Source organism: Paeniglutamicibacter sp. NPDC091659 (assembly GCF_044756805.1).
In the GTDB taxonomy this organism is placed as follows: Bacteria; Actinomycetota; Actinomycetes; order Actinomycetales; family Micrococcaceae; genus Paeniglutamicibacter.
Genome location: NZ_JBIVTO010000001.1, coordinates 849,780 through 863,819, shown reverse-complemented (window position 1 = coordinate 863,819; position 14,040 = coordinate 849,780). Strand labels below are relative to the sequence as shown.

The window sequence follows — 14,040 nt, the reverse complement described above, 5'->3', positions numbered from 1 at the left end:
GGAAGTGAACACCATGCAACCCCAGAACGCCCCGTCTGCCACAGCGCAGGCCACGGCCGCGGAGGAACCGGCCCCGGTCATCCCGCTCAAGCACCCGGTACGAAACGCCTTCGCCGCCATCATCGTCGTGGTCGCCGCCCTGGCCGCCATCGACGTGGCGCTCAACGAGCGCTACCACTGGGACGTCGTCGCCGACTACCTCTTCGCCCCGCGCATCCTCACCGGTGCCGCACTGACCCTGATGCTCACGGTCGTCTCGATGAGCGTCGGCATCTCGCTCGGCGCCGTGCTGGCCATCATGCGATTGAGCGAAAACCCTATCCTGAGCACCATCGCCCGGGGCTACATCTGGTTCTTCCGCGGGACCCCGCTGCTGGTGCAGCTGATCTTTTGGTACAACATCGCGGCCCTGTACCCGGTCATCGCCCTGGGGCTTCCCTTCGGCGGACCCTCGATCGTCCTGGGCTCGGCCAACGTGCTGATCACCCCGCTGGGCGCGGCCCTGCTGGGCCTGTCGCTGAACGAGGCAGCCTACATGGCCGAGATCATCCGCGGCGGCATCGGCTCGGTGGACCGAGGCCAGTACGACGCCTCGAAGGCGCTGGGCATGAGCGGTTCCAAGCTGATGCGCCGCATCATCCTGCCACAGGCCATGCGCGTGGTCCTGCCGCCGACCGGCAACCAGGTCATCTCGATGCTCAAGGGCACCTCGCTGGTGTCCGTGCTGGCGATCTCCGACCTGCTGTACTCGGCCCAGATCATCTACTCGGAGAACTACCAGACGATCCCGCTGCTGATCGTCGCCAGCCTCTGGTACCTGCTCATGACCACCATCCTGAGCTTCTTCCAGGAAAAACTCGAACGTCACTACGGACGCGGCTTTGACTCTGTCATCAAGCGCAAGCGTTCACGCAAAGCCAGGAGCGCAAAATGAGCAACGTCATGGTTGAGGCCCAGGGAGTCCGCAAGAGCTACGGGCACCTCGAAATCCTCAAGGGAATCGACCTGCAGGTCCAACGCGGTTCGGTCACCTGCCTGATCGGCCCCTCGGGCTCGGGCAAGACGACTTTCCTGCGCTGCATCAACCACCTGGAGAAGATCAACGCCGGCCGCCTCTATGTCGACGGCTCGCTGGTGGGCTACGAGGAACGCAACGGCCGCCTGCATGAGATGCGGGACAAGCAGACGGCGATCTCGCGCCGCGCCTCCGGCATGGTGTTCCAGCGCTTCAACCTGTTCCCGCACATGACCATCATGGAGAACATCATCGAGGCACCCATCCAGGTGCAGGGCCGCAACCGCAGGGAGATCACCGCCGAGGCCCAGGTCCTGCTGGACCGCGTGGGGCTGGGCGACCGCGGCCGTTCCTACCCGCAGGAGCTCTCCGGCGGCCAGCAGCAGCGCGTGGCCATCGCCCGCGCGCTGGCCATGAAGCCGAAGCTGATGCTCTTTGACGAGCCGACCTCGGCCCTTGACCCGGAACTGGTCGGGGAGGTCCTGGACGTCATGAAGGACCTGGCCGAGGAGGGCATGACCATGGTCGTGGTGACCCACGAGCTGGGCTTCGCCCGTCAGGTCGCCGACCACGTGGTCTTCATGGACGGCGGCGTGGTGGTCGAATCCGGGCCGCCGGCCGAGGTCCTGGACAACCCGCAGAACGAACGCACCCAGGCGTTCCTCTCCAAGGTCCTCTAAGCATCCCCGTCCCGCGTGACCATCAACCAGCTAGGAAAAGTCTCAATGTCAGAAACCAGCAGCATGCTCCGCCAAGAGGTCTCCACCCAGGATGCGCCGCCACCGTCGTGGGCCTACTCGCAGGGCATCGTCGCCAACGGATTCCTTTTCACCGCCGGGCAGACGCCGCACGACCCCGTCACCGATGAAACCGTCGGCATCTCGATCGAGGAACAAACCACCCGGGCCATGCAAAACCTTGCAGCGGTGCTGGCGGCCCACGGCCTGGACTTCTCCCACGTCGTGAAGACCACCGTGCACCTGCACCACCCGGGCCGCGACGCCGCGGGGTTCAACTCGATCTACGAACAGTTCGTCGTCAAGCCCTACCCGGTGCGAACCACCGTGGGCTCGTTCCTCGGGGACTTCCTCGTTGAGATCGACGCTGTTGCGGTGGTCCCGCAGGCGGAAACAGGCAACTAACCGGCACCAAACCCGCGACAAGGGGGTGCGGCTACCGCTCCACCGCCAGGCGCCCGATGATCAGGCGCATGATCTCGTTGCTGCCTTCCAGGATCTGGTGCACGCGCAAATCCCGCACGATCTTTTCGATCCCGTAGTCGGAAAGGTAGCCGTAGCCGCCGTGCAGCTGCAGCGCGGTGTTTGCCGCGTTGAACCCCGCGTCCGTGGCCACCAGCTTGGCCATGGCGCACAGCCGCACGGTGTCCTTGGTGCCGCGCTCGAGCGCGTCCGCGGCGCGCCACACCATGGTGCGGGCGCTCTCCAGCTCTGTCTGCATGTCCGCGATCTGGAAGAGCAGCGCCTGCTGCCCGATCAGCGGGGCGCCGAAGGCCGAGCGTTCCTTCAGGTAGGCGATCGACTTGTCCAGGGCCGCCTGGCCGCCGCCCAGCGAGCAGGCGCCGATGTTGACCCGGCCCCCGTTGAGGCCCTTCATGGCGATGCCGAACCCGGCGCCCTCGGCCCCCAGCCGGTTGCCCGCGGGGATCCGCATGTTCTCGAACACCACCTGGCGTGTGGGCTGGGCGTTCCAGCCCATTTTCTTTTCCAGCGGGCCGAACGAGAGGCCCTCGACGCCGTCCTGCACAATGAAGGCGGTGATCCCGGCGCTGCCGGTGTCGGCGGTGCGGGCCATGACCACGTAGACCCCGGAGCTTCCCGCCCCGGAGATGAATTGCTTGGTCCCGTTGAGCACGTAGTCGTCGCCGTCGCGGACCGCCCGGGTGGTCAGCGCCGCGGCGTCGGAGCCGACGCCGGGTTCGGTCAGCGCGTAGCTGGATAGCGTTTCCATGCTGCACAGCCCCGGCAGCCAGGCCGCCCGTTGGTCGTCGTTGCCGAACTCGTCGATCATCCAGGCGACCATGTTGTGGATGGAAATGTAGGCGGCGATGGTCGGGTCGGCCTTGGCCAGCTCCTCGAAGATCAGGGCCGCGTCCAGCCGGCTCATCCCGGAGCCCCCGAAGTCCTCGCGAACGTAGATGCCGCCCATGCCGAGTTCCCCGGCCTGGGCCAGCACGTCGACCGGGAAGTGCTTGGCCTGGTCCCATACGACGGCGTGCGGGGCGATGTTTTCGGTGGCGAAGTCGCCCACCATGTCGACGATGGATTGTTGCTCTTCGGTCAGGTCGAACATCTGTGCTCCTGTCTTCGGGGATGTGCGGATGGCGTGGGTCGCCGGGTGTCTTACTTGCCGACCTTTCCGGTCAGCGCGGCCACGGGCCGCAGGAAGATCGGCTGGGCCAGGAACCAGAAGCCGACGACCACCACGATCGACACGGCGAAGATGACAAGCCCCGTCCAGTTATCCGAATTGCTGGCCGCGTACATGTGGTTCAGGTTGCGCAGGGCGCCGGTGGCAAACACCAGGGCCACGTGGACCACCACGAAGGCGACGAAGTAGAGCATCACCGGGAAGTGCAGCGCCCGGGCCAGTTCCATGGGGTAGGCCTTGTTCAGCTTCGGGGCCTTCTTGGGCCAAGCCGCGGACATGCGCAGGCCGGTGGCGATGGCCAGCGGCGCGGCAATGAAGACCGTGGTGAAGTAGGCCAGCAGCTGCAGGGCGTTGTAGTTCACCCACCCGTCCTCGGTGGGCCAGTCCAGCGAGAGATACTGCAGCGCCGCGGAGGCCGCGTTGGGGAACACGTCCCAGCTGGTCGGCACGATGCGCATCCATTGCCCGGTGGCGAAAAGCACGATGACGAAGACGATGCCGTTGAGCACCCACAGTGCGTCGAGGGTCAGGTGGAACCAGAGGTCAAGGCTGATCCGGGTCGGGGCGCCCTTGGTTTTGATGAGCCCCTTGTTGTTGCGGACCCAGTGCGCCGCGGGCCGGGTCACGGTGCGCACCTGCCAGCCGGTGCGCACGATCAGCACCAGGAAGAACATGTTCAGGAAGTGCTGCCAGCCCAGCCAGGCCGGAAGCCCGACCGGCGCGCCCTCGGGCAGCGGGGAATGCCCGGGGTACCTGTCCATCCAGGCCTTGACCCCGTCGAGGCCCGTCAGCCACCGGGCCGCCAGCACCGCCACAATGAGCAGGACAACCAGCGATCCGGCAACGACCCCGGCGCGCACCCACTTGTTGCCGGCCTGCTTCTTCTTCGCCGTGGACTGGGCCATCATCACCAACACCTCGCAGACATGTTCTTGTTGCCTTGGTCAGGAACGGTTCTTGAGCAGTTCGATGACCTGGGGAACCACGGTGAAGACGTCCCCCACGATGCCGAGGTCCGCGATCTCGAAGATCGGGGCGTCCTCGTCCTGGTTGATCGCAACGATGGTCTTGGCGGTCTGCATGCCCGCCCGGTGCTGGATGGCGCCGGAGATGCCCAGCGCCACGTAGAGCTGCGGGGAAACGCTGACACCCGTCTGGCCGACCTGCGCCGTTTGCGAAATGAACCCGGCGTCCACGGCGGCCCGCGAGGCACCGACGGCCGCACCCAGCGCGTCCGCGAGTTGTTCGACCAGCACGAAGTTTTCCTCCGAGCCCAGGCCGCGTCCGCCGGAGACCACCGTGGCGGCCCCGCGCAGTTCGGGGCGCGTCGGGTTTTCGGGGGCATCGGCATAGGAATCGATGGTTGCCTGGCTGCCCGCGGCAGGCGCGAGCTGCACGGAAGTCACCTCCGGGGTCGCCGCGGGTGCCTGCTCGTCGATGGCCCCGGAGCGGACGGTGATGATCGGCAGGACGTCCGGAACCGTGGCGTGGACCGTGTAGCTTCCGCCGAAGACGGAGTGCTCGGTGACGATCCTTCCGTCGACCAGCGAGGCATCCACGACGTCGGCGAGCACTCCCCCGCCGGTGCGGACGGCCAGCCGGCCGGCGGCCTCGCGACCGTCCACCGAGGCCGCGGTGAGCACCGCGGCCGGGGCGTGGGCGGCGACGGCGTCGGCCAGCGCATCTACCAGGGGCGCACCCAGCAGGGCGTGTGCCGCATCCGTCCGGGCCGCGTGGATCCGCACGGCGCCCAGCCCGCCGAGCACGGCGATGGTTTCGGGATCCAACGGCGCGGCGGAGACGGTGACGGCGACGGGGGTCCCCAGCCGGGCCGCGACGGCCAGCAGGCCCCGGGCCGAGGCGGGAACGTGTCCGGTGTGGGTGAGTTCGATGAGAACCACGATGTTCGGCATGCTCGGTCCTTTGCTAGATCAGCCGCTGGGCGGTCAGGAAATCGACGAGCTCCTCGGCGGCGGCTCCCTCGTCAACGATCTTGCGGCCCGCGGCCCGCGCGGGCCGTTCGGCCAGATCCAGCACGCGGCTCCGGGGAGGCGACCCCACGCCGAGTTCGGAAGCGGAAAGGGTGGCGACCGGCTTGCGCTTGGCTCCCATGATGCCCTTGAAGTTCGGGAACCGGGCCTCGTCGAAGCGCTCGGTGACGGTCAGCATGGCGGGGAACGCGGCCCGGACCCTCTGGGTTCCGGCCTCGGTCTGGCGTTCGCCGCTCACCACGCCGTGGGTGACGTCGGCGGACAGCAGCGATCCGAGCAGCGGAAGTCCCAGGTGCTCGGCTACCATGGCGGGGATGATTCCCGCGCGGCCGTCGGTGGATTCGTTGCCGGCGATGACCAGGTCGGCGTCCGTGCCGCGCAGCGCGGCGGCCAGCGCCGCAGCGGTGACGGTGAGGTCCGCCCCGGCAAGGGAATCGTCGAGCACGTGGATCCCGGAGTCGGCCCCCATGGACAGTGCCTTGCGGATGGCTTTGGCGGCCTCGGAAGGACCCATGGTCAGCACGACCACCTCGGTGGATTTGTCTTGGTCCTTGACCGTGAGCGCCAGTTCCAGGGCTCGTTCGGTGATTTCGTCAATGACGGGTTCGTTGGCGTCGCGGTCCAGTCTGCCGGTGTCCGGCTCCAGCCTGCGTTCCTCCGCCGTGTCCGGAACCTGCTTGATCAAGACCACGATTTTCATCCAAGTACTCCCTCGATGCTGGGCTTTTCGCTCAATCGTGAGACTACTTGGAAGGCTACGGATTTACTAGGGCTTCCTAGCAAAATGTGGCGCATCGGCGGTGCCCCTTGCGCGGTGCCGGCTGCGGGCTACCCGGCGTCGAGCGAGCCCTGGGCGATCTGTTCCAGCAGCCAGGGCGAAAACGCGAAGGGGGTCGCTTCCGCGGCCAGGCGCAAGGCCGAGGGGTCCACCCAGGCGTATTCCGAGACCTCGTCCGGGTTGGGGTCCAGGTCGGCGCCGATGACGGCGGCGAAGACCGGGCAGATCTCGTTCTCTACGATGCCCGAGGCGTCGACGGCTCGGTAGCGGAAGTCGGGAAGCAGGCTGCGGATCGCTGTGACGCTGGTTCCCAGTTCCTGCCCGGCCCGGCGCGCGATGGCCGCCTCGAAGGATTCCTCGGGCCCGGGGTGTCCGCAGAAGGAGTTGGTCCAGACCCCCGCCCAGGTCTTCTTGGACAGGGCCCGGCGGGTCATCAACAGCTGACCTGCCTCGTTGAACAGGTAGCAGGAGAAGGCCAGGTGCAGCGGGGTTTCGGCGGTGTGCACATGGGCCTTGGGTTCGGTTCCGATGCGGGTGCCTGCCTCGTCCAGCAGCACCACCAATTCCTCGCTCATGACACTCTTCCATCAAGGGTTTTCAAGGGGCCTGCACCGCTGTCGCACTTTGGTTGCTGTTGCGGCGCATGCTTCGATCATCCCATGTCCGGAAACGGGGAGCCATTCGGCCGGTGCAACCCGGAGAGGCTCCCGCACCCGGACATAAAGCTACCCCGCACCGTCGAAGAGGCGTCAAAGACGATGCGGGGTAGCTGGATTGTGGGTGCCGTTGCGGCACGGGCCTACTTCAGGCGCTTGAGTGTCTCGCCCTTGAAGAAGCCGGGCTGGCGCACACGCATGATCACCATGATGATCACGCCGAGCAGCAGCACGCCCATGCCCAGGATGAACACCATGCCCAGGCCGCCGATGTTGGATCCCGATCCGTAGTCCGGGCTCATGGAGTCCCTGGCGGTGCTGAAGAACATCACCAGCAGGACCACGCCGCCGACCAGCGGGGCCAGGAACTTGAAGACGATGTTGCGTGCCGAGGCGAACAGCTCGCGGCGGAAGTACCAGACGCAGGCCAGCGCGGTGACGCCGTAGTAGAAGCAGATCATCATGCCAAGGGCGGTGATGGTGTCCCACAGGGCGTTTTCGCTCAGCAACCGGGTGACGACGTAGAACGCGGCCGCAGCGGCGCCGGCGGTGATGGTGGCCACCGACGGGGACATGAAGCGCGGGGAAACGTTTCCGAAGCGCTCGGGCAGCGCCTTGTAGTAGCCCATGGCCAGGATGGTGCGGGCCGGGGAAACCATGGTCGACTGCAGGGAGGCAGCCGAGGAGGAGAGGATCGCCAGGGACATGAGGATCGCGAACGGACCCATGATCGGGCCGGAGAGGACCGCGAAGATCGATTCCTGGTTGTCCGGGTTTCCGGCGCCCAGCCCGGTGTCGCCGACGCCCGCGTAGGAGATCACGGCGAGGGCGACGACCATGTAGATGGCCATGATGACCAGCACCGTGATGGTGGCGGCGCGCCCCGGCACCTTGTCCGGGTCCTTGGTTTCCTCGTTCATGGTCAGGGTGACGTCCCAGCCCCAGAAGATGAAGATCGACAGGGAGACGCCGGCGGCGAAGGCCGAGAAGGACTCGACCGCCATCGGGTTGAACCAGTCGAGGCTGATCGGGGTGGCGTCGAAGGCCGTGCCGTTGTTCACGTGGATGAACGCCGCAATGGCGAACCAGCCCAGGACGATCAGCTGGAAGGCCACCAGCACATACTGGAAGATCTTGGTGGTCTGCATGCCCCGGTAGGAGATCCAGCAGGCCAGGGCAATGAACACCAGGGTGGTGGGGATGTTGACCCACAGGTTCTTGGTCAGCTCGGCAATGGCTTCGTTGCCGGTGAGCTGGGCCAGTAGGATGTAGAAGAAGTCAACAGCGACCGCGGCAAGGTTCGAGAGCACGATGATGGTTGCGGCGATCAGGCCCCAACCGCCCATCCAGCCGATCCAAGGCCCGAAGGCACGTGTGGCCCAGGTGAACGAGGTGCCGGAGTCGGGCATCGCGCTGTTGAGTTCGCGGTAGCCAAGGGCCACCAAGAGCATGGGCAGGAACCCCGCGAGGAAGATGGCCGGGAGCTGGGTGCCGACTTCGGCGACGGTCGGGCCGAGTGCCGCCGTCAGGGTGTAGGCAGGGGCGATGCAGGAAATCCCGATGACGACCGCGCCAAGGACGCCAACGACGCCCTTGTTCAGTCCCTTTTCGCCGAGGCCCGATTCGGTCTCTAGCATCGGCGTTTTCGCGCCGGTCGCTTCTGGACGACTCATGTTGTAATTCTTTCATCCGGATGCCGTTTCATCCCCTTTCCCGGAAGATGGGATAGGGGATGAAGCGGCATCAAATGGTGGGTAACGCTAGGACTGCGCCGACCCGGGCTTGTAGTTCTTGGGAACCACAACGAGCGGAACCGGCAGGGTCCGCAACATGCGCTGGGCCGTGGGACCCATGAAGAGTCGCCGCTTGCGAGCCAGGCGGCTCGAACCGACGACCGCGATTTCGCCGTCTTCCCAACTCAATTCCGCAATTGCGTCATCGATGTTGGACCCGGAGGCAACCAGCACCTCGGCGTCAAGGTCCAGCGCGGCAACAACCTCGCCGACCTTTGTGCGCGTGGATGCGATCGCCGCCTCGAGCGAGGCTGCGTCGGCATCCATTTCTTCCTGTTCCACCAGGGAAACCACGCGAAGCGGCAATCCCTGGGCGGCGGCGGCCGCGGCAGCGGCCTGCACTACGCCCTTCAGTCCCGGCCGGGTCCCGACGAACGCGGTGACGCGACTGAGCTTTCCGTGGGCCTTTTCCAGCGAGGCGACAGCCTCGGGAGAGCCCATCGCCACCGGGAACGGAGAGGAATGGAGCAGCGCGCTGGCCACCGAGCCGGGGGCAAAGAACCCGACCACGTGACGCCGGCGCCCGCCGAGCACGATGACCTGCGCACCGGTTTCCTTGGCAACCGCGATCAATCCCTCCGCAGGGGAAGGAACCGAACGGGCGATCACCCGCGCGCTGACACCCTGGGGCACCAGCGCGAGGGCCTGCTTGGCCCACTCATCGACCTTGGCGGCCATGATCGAGGAGTAGCCGTGGTCGCTGCCCGGGTACACCGCGGAGAACGGGGTGTGCTCGGGCAGGACAATGGCGATGTCCAGGTGCGCATCGGCTCCGCCCAGGGCCGAAGCCAATGCTATGGCTTCGGCGCCGCGGGCATCGGCCGTGTATCCGACGAGGTAGCGCATGGAACTAGGCGTTCTGTTCCTGCGCGGCGGCGAACTTGGAGACGACGCCGTCGTAGTTCAGGTCGTAGTCGGTGCCGTCCACGGCCGCGACGATGCGTGCGGCGGTGCGGCGGCCCATGCGGACCGCGCCGTCGACGTGCTGGTAGCCTTCGCCGGCCAGGTCCGAGGAGGAGAAGTAGATCGGGCCGACGTTCTTGTTCTGGTCCGGCCCGAAGCGGAACAGGCCGCCCAGGTCGTAGCTGGTGGCGTAGGCGCCGCGGGTCCATTCCTCGGAACCGAAGTCCGAGAGGTAGAAGACCTCCGGGGTCAGTGCCTTCTCGCCCAGGAACGCGGCGATGCCCTTGAGGATGGTTTCCTTGCGCTCGGCCTCGGAAAGCTCGAACATGGCGTCGGCGTTGACGTCGGAGATGAAGCCGACCAGGGTGCCGGTGGACTCGCCGTGGTAGGTGTTGTCGTACACCTCCTGGATGATGCTGTTCGGGCCGAAGCAAGTGCCCGAGAGGCCCTCTTCGCGCCAGAACGGGGTGGAGTACACGGCGTGGACCTTGATGACCAGGCCCATGGACTGGTGCTGGTGGGTCACGTGCTGGCGGCGCGGCATCGGCGGGTTGTAGGAGATGCGCGAGTACAGGTTCGGCGGAACCGCGATGACGACCTTCTTGGCGTTGACGGTGACGTCGGCGCCGTAGGCGGTGACGCCCTCTTCGGACCAGTCCAGCTTCAGCACCGGGTTGTTCAGGTAGACGTCCTCGCCCAGGCGCTCGGCCACGGCGATGGAAACGCCCTGCATGGTGCCGACCATGCGGCGGTCGAGGATGAAGTCTTCGTCGACCAGGTTGGAGAACGAGCCCGCGGAGGAGGACATCAGCAATGCCTGCAGCGCGGAGAAGGTGTGGGCGGGCTTGGTGAGCATGCCGCCGGCGATGAACAGGCCGATGTTGTTGCAGGCGGCCTCGTCGCTGGAGATGGTGCGCAGCCAGTGGTGGAAGGAGATCATGTCAAGCTCCGCGGCCTGCGGGTGCTCCCACGGGGCGTCCGGGTTGACCTGCGCGGTGAGGCGGTCCAACTCGGCGATGAGCTTGTTCATTTCGGCAATGGTGGCTTCGCCGACCGGGAAGTCTTCGCCCTCGTAAACGGTGCGGGCGCCGTCTTCCGCGATGTAGACGGACTTGCCTTCCTTGTAGCGCTCGAAGGTTTCGATGCCCAGTTCCTCGATCAGCGAGTACAGGCCGGTCTGGTCCGGGGAGATCCACTGGCCACCGATTTCGATGGTGGCTCCGTCCATGTTCTGGCTCCAGGTGCGGCCGCCGACGCGGTCGCGGGCTTCCAGCACTGCGACGGTCTTGCCGGCCTTGCGCAGCTCGTATGCCGCGGTCAGGCCCGAGGGGCCAGCTCCGATGATGACGACGTCACGATCCAGAGTTGTCATGATTTCCACTTCTTTCGTTGCGCTAAATGAATGGCGTTCATTTACTAGACTGGTTTAATAGTAGGACAGAAGAGAAGCATTGTGAAGTGAGCCACGTGAGGAGCCCCTTGTGCCCGAAGAAACTGCGCAATCCACGCGCCGCAGGGCCGGCAGGCCGCGTTCGGTGGTGTTGGATCGCGAGCTCATTGCGCGGGCCGCGCTGAAGCTGGTTTCGACGCAGGGATATTCGACGCTGACCATGTCCGCCGTGGCCAAGTCGCTGGGCGTCTCACCGTCGGCGTTGTACAACCATGTTGACTCCAAGCAGGAACTCATGCAATGGATCCAGGAAATCGTGATGGACGGGGTCGATTCCTCGGTGTTCGCCACGCACGCATTGGATCAGGCACTCTTCCGCTGGGCACAGTCGTACAGGGACGTCTTTGCGGAGCATGCCCCGCTGATCCCCATGATCGCCGTGCTCCCGGTTTCGGGTTCCCCGCGAACCCTGGAAATGTATGAGGCAGTGGCAGGGGGCTTCGTGCATGCAGGCTGGAAGCAGGAGGCGATCATCCCGGCCATCGTCGCCTTGGAATCGTTCATCTTCGGCTCGGCACTGGATGCCACAGCCCCGCTGGATATCTTCAACCCCGGCGAGCATGCGGGAAAGCTGCCGCAATTCGAGGGCGCCCTCGATGCCCAGCGAGCCACCGGCAAGAACAACTCAGAAACCGCGTTCCTCACGGGCCTGGCGGCAATCATAGGCGGCCTGCTTGCCGCGGGCGCCGGCAGCTAGAAAAATCCGTCACCACATGGGACGGAGCAATCCGTGGCAACCCGGTGCCTGCGCGCCCCGCAGAACATAGAGTAGTGCCATGAGCCAAACACCCAGCAGCGGCAAGAACCCCGTCACCGGATTCCTGTCCAAACTTACGGCCAAGAACTGGATCGCGATTGTCGGCGCCATCCTTGCCGTGGTCTTCGTTGTGCAAAACCGCCAGAGCGTCCGCATCGAGCTGTTTTTCCTGAATCTCAATGCGCCGCTGTGGATAGCCCTCGGCGTCGTTCTGCTGATCGGCTGGGTCGTCGGACGGTTTTCATTCAGAAAACGCTAGGCCGTACAACCAAAAAATCGCCTCGACCCGCGGCCAACCGGTGTTGGCTGCGCTTCGAGGCGATCGATGTCTGGGATCAGAAGGAACTGCCCATGATCTGGGTCAGCGTTTCCGGGTCGCCATAGGAATAAATGGCCCAGGTCAGGCCGCCGACGATGGCGGTGCTCACGGCGGCCCAGGCCGCCGAAAGACGCATCATCAGGCGGATCTCCTTGCGGCTGATCGACAAACGATCCGCGGAGTAGTCGCCGGCCACCTTGCCGAAACGCTCGGCGGGGGTGACCGCCGCGAGGGCATTGAGGCTCACCAGGAAGTTTGAAGCCGTATCGCTGGTGCCGTCGGACAGCAGCGCCCGGGTCAGGTTGTTCTTGCGGTCCTGGGTCATTTCCACGATGCGATCCCCGTGGCGGGCCAGCAGGATGTCTTCACCAAGTGGCATCGTTCGATGTGCCAGACGCATTGCATTCCCCTTCAAGGTCACCCGGCCGCGGGGAATGAACACCCACGGTTTTCTCAGTCTCTTTCCTTTCGAGACTACGGGCAGGTGGCAGGGCAACCACCGAATACGGGGAGAACGGTTGGCAAACTCACAGGGGTGTGTGGCCCACGCCGCGGGCGCCCTGTGCCGGAGCGCACAAACCCTGTCAGCGCGTGGAGAAATGGACGATGACGCCGATCATCCACACCGAAGAGGCCAAGGCCGCACACCCGAATTCCGTCAACATGCCAAGGCCCATCGCCTTCAGCGCGGACCCCGAGGCCCGCAGCGCCTCGGGCAGGTTCCTGCGGCGCGAGTACTCACCCACGAGCAGCCCGACGCCAAATCCGAGGAACAGCCCGACCACCGGGATGAGGAACATTCCAACGATGGCCAGAATGATCGCCAGGAAGATGGATCCGCGCGGAATGAGTTGTTGCTTGAGGTTCCGCCCGGTGAGGACCGTGGAGGCGCTCCAGCCGGCGAGCGCAATGGCCATGCCGATTCCCGCAGCCCACCACGTTGCCGGGCTGCCTATGATCCAGCCCCAGGCAAGAAGGGTGCCGACGGTGAGCAGGCTTCCGGGCAGCACCGGGATGATGGTTCCCAGTGCCGCTACGGCCAAGAGGATTCCGGCAATGACGGTTGCGATGATTTGGATGTCCACGCACCTAGTCTGACAGGAAGTCCAATGGCCTATTTCGCATCCGGACGATCCGGCCATTTTCCGAAGCGCCGCAACGTCCTGCCGTCTGGGGGATCCGCAATCCAGGTGCCAACCAACGACAGGTCTTTCGGGGTCTGCGCGTGGATGACAACGCCATGGGTTCGTTCCGAGCCGCCGCCGGGGCTGCGGCAAACAATCTCCGTGGTTTGCAGGTCCAGCAGCGCCAAGCCGGCCACCGTCACCAGTACCCGCTCGAAGGGTGGCCGGTAGTTGTGCAACACGGCGCTTCGAAGCGAAGGAGCACCGGCAACCTTGGGCCCCATGCTCCACCAGCCACAAGTGCTGTTGACGGCCTGCGAGATGTTCATGCCGATGTTGAGGCCGTAGAACTTTGCCGCGCGTGTGGGAACCCCCTGGGCAGCAATGCGTTTGGCCAGTTCCGATTCAGGTTCTCCCAACGCTTCGGTCGCATCGCCCCGAACGGTTGCACCAATGCAGCGAAATTGCAGGCTCGCCTCATAGCCACCCATGGATTCCGCATCCAGATGTGGCAGGGCCTCAAGAAACTCCACGACGGACTCGGGCACACGGGGGTCCTTGTACCCCTGCACGCTTCGGAGCGGAAGAACACCGGCATCGATCAATCGATAACCGGCGGTGCTGCCTCGGCCCAGCCGCGCAAAGGCCGCCCGCTTGGAGACCGTACGCTCATCAACCCAAGTGGCATGACGAATTTCTTCCCAGAGTCGCGGCGTGTTCCGATCATTTTCACCCAATCTGCACAGGTCAATACGTAATGGCATCCAGGCTCCCCCAAAAAGTGCTCGGCGCCCGCGCGACAGGTGTGATGCGGGTCTCTTCGAAACTAGATTCCGTAGAATCAATTTCCCATCTCCAAGACGATC

The 14,040-nt window shown here is 65.3% G+C and carries 16 protein-coding genes; 5 read left to right on the top strand and 11 right to left on the bottom strand.

The genetic code is table 11. The features are described 5' to 3' along the window. Positions 1-13: 13 nt before the first annotated feature. From ACIQLF_RS03955 to ACIQLF_RS03945, 3 genes are read left to right on the top strand one after another with little or no spacing between them, the layout of a single operon-like run. Positions 14-934: an amino acid ABC transporter permease gene (locus ACIQLF_RS03955; protein ID WP_400294535.1), complete on the top strand. Its 921-nt coding sequence runs from the start codon at positions 14-16 to the stop codon at positions 932-934. Beyond that, positions 931-1,695, top strand: a complete 765-nt coding sequence (locus ACIQLF_RS03950) for an amino acid ABC transporter ATP-binding protein (protein ID WP_400294532.1) — start codon at positions 931-933, stop codon at positions 1,693-1,695. Before ACIQLF_RS03955 ends, ACIQLF_RS03950 begins: the two co-directional genes overlap by 4 nt. A gap of 45 nt (positions 1,696-1,740) precedes the next feature. Next, positions 1,741-2,157 carry a RidA family protein gene (locus ACIQLF_RS03945; RefSeq protein ID WP_400294529.1) on the top strand — a complete coding sequence of 139 codons (417 nt, stop codon included), beginning with the start codon at positions 1,741-1,743 and terminating at the stop codon, positions 2,155-2,157. Between the two features lie 31 nt (positions 2,158-2,188). Here ACIQLF_RS03945 and ACIQLF_RS03940 read toward each other — a convergent pair whose 3' ends face one another. From ACIQLF_RS03940 to ACIQLF_RS03905, 8 genes are all read right to left on the bottom strand, one after another. Further along, positions 2,189-3,325 carry an acyl-CoA dehydrogenase family protein gene (locus ACIQLF_RS03940; RefSeq protein ID WP_400294526.1) on the bottom strand — a complete coding sequence of 379 codons (1,137 nt, stop codon included), beginning with the start codon at positions 3,323-3,325 and terminating at the stop codon, positions 2,189-2,191. Between the two features lie 50 nt (positions 3,326-3,375). Further along, a complete protein-coding gene (locus ACIQLF_RS03935) occupies positions 3,376-4,308 on the bottom strand; it encodes a cytochrome b/b6 domain-containing protein (RefSeq protein WP_400295036.1) in 933 nt (310 codons plus the stop codon). A 39-nt stretch (positions 4,309-4,347) separates the two neighbouring features. After that, positions 4,348-5,316 carry an electron transfer flavoprotein subunit alpha/FixB family protein gene (locus ACIQLF_RS03930; RefSeq protein WP_400294523.1) on the bottom strand — a complete coding sequence of 323 codons (969 nt, stop codon included), beginning with the start codon at positions 5,314-5,316 and terminating at the stop codon, positions 4,348-4,350. Positions 5,317-5,329: 13 nt separating this feature from the next. After that, positions 5,330-6,094: an electron transfer flavoprotein subunit beta/FixA family protein gene (locus ACIQLF_RS03925; protein WP_400294521.1), complete on the bottom strand. Its 765-nt coding sequence runs from the start codon at positions 6,092-6,094 to the stop codon at positions 5,330-5,332. 128 nt (positions 6,095-6,222) lie between these two features. Further along, entirely contained in the window at positions 6,223-6,747 is a 525-nt protein-coding gene (gene idi / locus ACIQLF_RS03920; protein WP_400294519.1) for an isopentenyl-diphosphate Delta-isomerase, read from the bottom strand. A gap of 224 nt (positions 6,748-6,971) precedes the next feature. Beyond that, positions 6,972-8,501: an APC family permease gene (locus ACIQLF_RS03915; protein ID WP_400294516.1), complete on the bottom strand. Its 1,530-nt coding sequence runs from the start codon at positions 8,499-8,501 to the stop codon at positions 6,972-6,974. Positions 8,502-8,588: 87 nt separating this feature from the next. After that, on the bottom strand, positions 8,589-9,467 hold the full coding sequence (locus tag ACIQLF_RS03910; RefSeq protein ID WP_400294513.1) for a universal stress protein: 879 nt from the start codon (positions 9,465-9,467) through the stop codon (positions 8,589-8,591). Positions 9,468-9,471: 4 nt separating this feature from the next. After that, positions 9,472-10,896: a flavin monoamine oxidase family protein gene (locus ACIQLF_RS03905; protein WP_400294510.1), complete on the bottom strand. Its 1,425-nt coding sequence runs from the start codon at positions 10,894-10,896 to the stop codon at positions 9,472-9,474. Positions 10,897-11,005: 109 nt separating this feature from the next. On the opposite strand from ACIQLF_RS03905, the gene ACIQLF_RS03900 reads away from it, so the two are divergent. After that, the gene (locus ACIQLF_RS03900; RefSeq protein ID WP_400294508.1) at positions 11,006-11,671 is read left to right on the top strand and encodes a TetR/AcrR family transcriptional regulator; all 666 of its coding nucleotides are present in this window, start codon (positions 11,006-11,008) and stop codon (positions 11,669-11,671) included. 79 nt (positions 11,672-11,750) lie between these two features. Beyond that, positions 11,751-11,990, top strand: coding sequence for a hypothetical protein (locus ACIQLF_RS03895; protein ID WP_400294505.1), 240 nt, complete (start codon positions 11,751-11,753; stop codon positions 11,988-11,990). A gap of 76 nt (positions 11,991-12,066) precedes the next feature. Here the strand turns inward: ACIQLF_RS03895 and ACIQLF_RS03890 are convergent, their stop codons facing one another. From ACIQLF_RS03890 to ACIQLF_RS03880, 3 genes are all read right to left on the bottom strand, one after another. Continuing rightward, positions 12,067-12,429 carry a hypothetical protein gene (locus tag ACIQLF_RS03890; RefSeq protein ID WP_400294502.1) on the bottom strand — a complete coding sequence of 121 codons (363 nt, stop codon included), beginning with the start codon at positions 12,427-12,429 and terminating at the stop codon, positions 12,067-12,069. A 205-nt stretch (positions 12,430-12,634) separates the two neighbouring features. After that, entirely contained in the window at positions 12,635-13,135 is a 501-nt protein-coding gene (locus ACIQLF_RS03885; protein ID WP_400294499.1) for a DUF456 domain-containing protein, read from the bottom strand. Between the two features lie 29 nt (positions 13,136-13,164). Next, positions 13,165-13,938 carry a hypothetical protein gene (locus ACIQLF_RS03880; RefSeq protein WP_400294497.1) on the bottom strand — a complete coding sequence of 258 codons (774 nt, stop codon included), beginning with the start codon at positions 13,936-13,938 and terminating at the stop codon, positions 13,165-13,167. Positions 13,939-14,040 lie beyond the last annotated feature (102 nt).

Excerpts from the sequence above, each read along its gene's own strand:
- ACIQLF_RS03955 (WP_400294535.1), top strand. The coding sequence starts at position 14 with ATGCAACCCCAGAACGCCCCGTCTGCCACAGCGCAGGCCACGGCCGCG.
- ACIQLF_RS03950 (WP_400294532.1), top strand. The coding sequence starts at position 931 with ATGAGCAACGTCATGGTTGAGGCCCAGGGAGTCCGCAAGAGCTACGGG.
- ACIQLF_RS03945 (WP_400294529.1), top strand. The coding sequence starts at position 1,741 with ATGTCAGAAACCAGCAGCATGCTCCGCCAAGAGGTCTCCACCCAGGAT.
- ACIQLF_RS03940 (WP_400294526.1), bottom strand. The coding sequence starts at position 3,325 with ATGTTCGACCTGACCGAAGAGCAACAATCCATCGTCGACATGGTGGGC.
- ACIQLF_RS03935 (WP_400295036.1), bottom strand. The coding sequence starts at position 4,308 with ATGGCCCAGTCCACGGCGAAGAAGAAGCAGGCCGGCAACAAGTGGGTG.
- ACIQLF_RS03930 (WP_400294523.1), bottom strand. The coding sequence starts at position 5,316 with ATGCCGAACATCGTGGTTCTCATCGAACTCACCCACACCGGACACGTT.
- ACIQLF_RS03925 (WP_400294521.1), bottom strand. The coding sequence starts at position 6,094 with ATGAAAATCGTGGTCTTGATCAAGCAGGTTCCGGACACGGCGGAGGAA.
- idi (WP_400294519.1), bottom strand. The coding sequence starts at position 6,747 with ATGAGCGAGGAATTGGTGGTGCTGCTGGACGAGGCAGGCACCCGCATC.
- ACIQLF_RS03915 (WP_400294516.1), bottom strand. The coding sequence starts at position 8,501 with ATGAGTCGTCCAGAAGCGACCGGCGCGAAAACGCCGATGCTAGAGACC.
- ACIQLF_RS03910 (WP_400294513.1), bottom strand. The coding sequence starts at position 9,467 with ATGCGCTACCTCGTCGGATACACGGCCGATGCCCGCGGCGCCGAAGCC.
- ACIQLF_RS03905 (WP_400294510.1), bottom strand. The coding sequence starts at position 10,896 with ATGACAACTCTGGATCGTGACGTCGTCATCATCGGAGCTGGCCCCTCG.
- ACIQLF_RS03895 (WP_400294505.1), top strand. The coding sequence starts at position 11,751 with ATGAGCCAAACACCCAGCAGCGGCAAGAACCCCGTCACCGGATTCCTG.
- ACIQLF_RS03890 (WP_400294502.1), bottom strand. The coding sequence starts at position 12,429 with ATGCCACTTGGTGAAGACATCCTGCTGGCCCGCCACGGGGATCGCATC.
- ACIQLF_RS03880 (WP_400294497.1), bottom strand. The coding sequence starts at position 13,938 with ATGCCATTACGTATTGACCTGTGCAGATTGGGTGAAAATGATCGGAAC.